Annotated in this window: 1 protein-coding gene; it reads right to left on the reverse strand. The window is 56.2% G+C overall.

All coding sequences use genetic code 11. The annotated features are described in order from the left end of the window. Nucleotides 1-899, reverse strand: an 899-nt coding sequence (locus tag INT21_RS16195; protein ID WP_193085469.1) for an IS1380 family transposase, incomplete at both ends; no start/stop codon positions are given.

The following is an 899-nucleotide window of genomic DNA, read 5'->3' on the forward strand; positions in this document are numbered from 1 at the left end:
AAGCCCGACAAGATCAGCCGCCACTGATTGGCCCACCAGTGCGTGCTAGAGGTACGATCAGCAAACAGACTCAGTTGTTGATCCTTAATCCGGTTCTCCATGTCGCCCCGAGCGCAGTACTGCTCGTAGTAAAGCTTGAAGCCATCATCGTAACGGGAACTGATGATAAACCGGGGATTAGAGCCTAGCTCGCCTTCTTCTAGGCGGGCCACCACCCAGCGTGAGTATTTCCAGGAGTGGGCTTGATACTGGAAGCGGAACGTCCCCGCTACTTTCCCTCCCACCTGCCATTGGGTCTTGCGCACCAGCATCATGGGGACGTCCACTTCCTTGAGCAGCCGGCTGTTCTTGGCGATTCCCACGATGTAGTCGACGTGATGCCGATCACACCAGTTCAGCATCCGGGGACGACAAAAGTGGCTATCACCTCGTAACACGATGCGCGTATCGGGCCAGTATTGACGGATAAAGCGTACCAGTAAGGCGAGGATCGCCCAGCTATGGCGGCTGTCGCTGCGGTCACTGGTGCGCAGATAGCTCACCAGTAAGTGGCGCCCACAGAAGACATACAGTGGGAAGTAGCAGTGGTGATCGTAATAACGGTTAAAGAACTTGCCGGGTTGCTCGCCATGCACGGGGATGTCGGTGCCATCAAAGTCCAGTACGATCTCCTTTGGTGGTTCGTCATGCTGTTCAATGAAGTGATGCCACAGCAACTCATGGGCCTTCACTATTGCTTGCCGATCGGCGTTCTGCTCCACCCGGCACAGCGTCGACTTGCCTGCCAGCGTATCCTCTTCACCGAGCGCTGTCTGAAGGGCCTGATCATAGCGCAGGGCCTCATGGTCGTTGAAATCTTCATAGCCAGCGGCGACACCGAACACCCGCTGACGAACCAA

The organism is Halomonas sp. 3F2F (assembly GCF_014897805.1).
Taxonomy (GTDB): domain Bacteria; phylum Pseudomonadota; class Gammaproteobacteria; order Pseudomonadales; family Halomonadaceae; genus Vreelandella.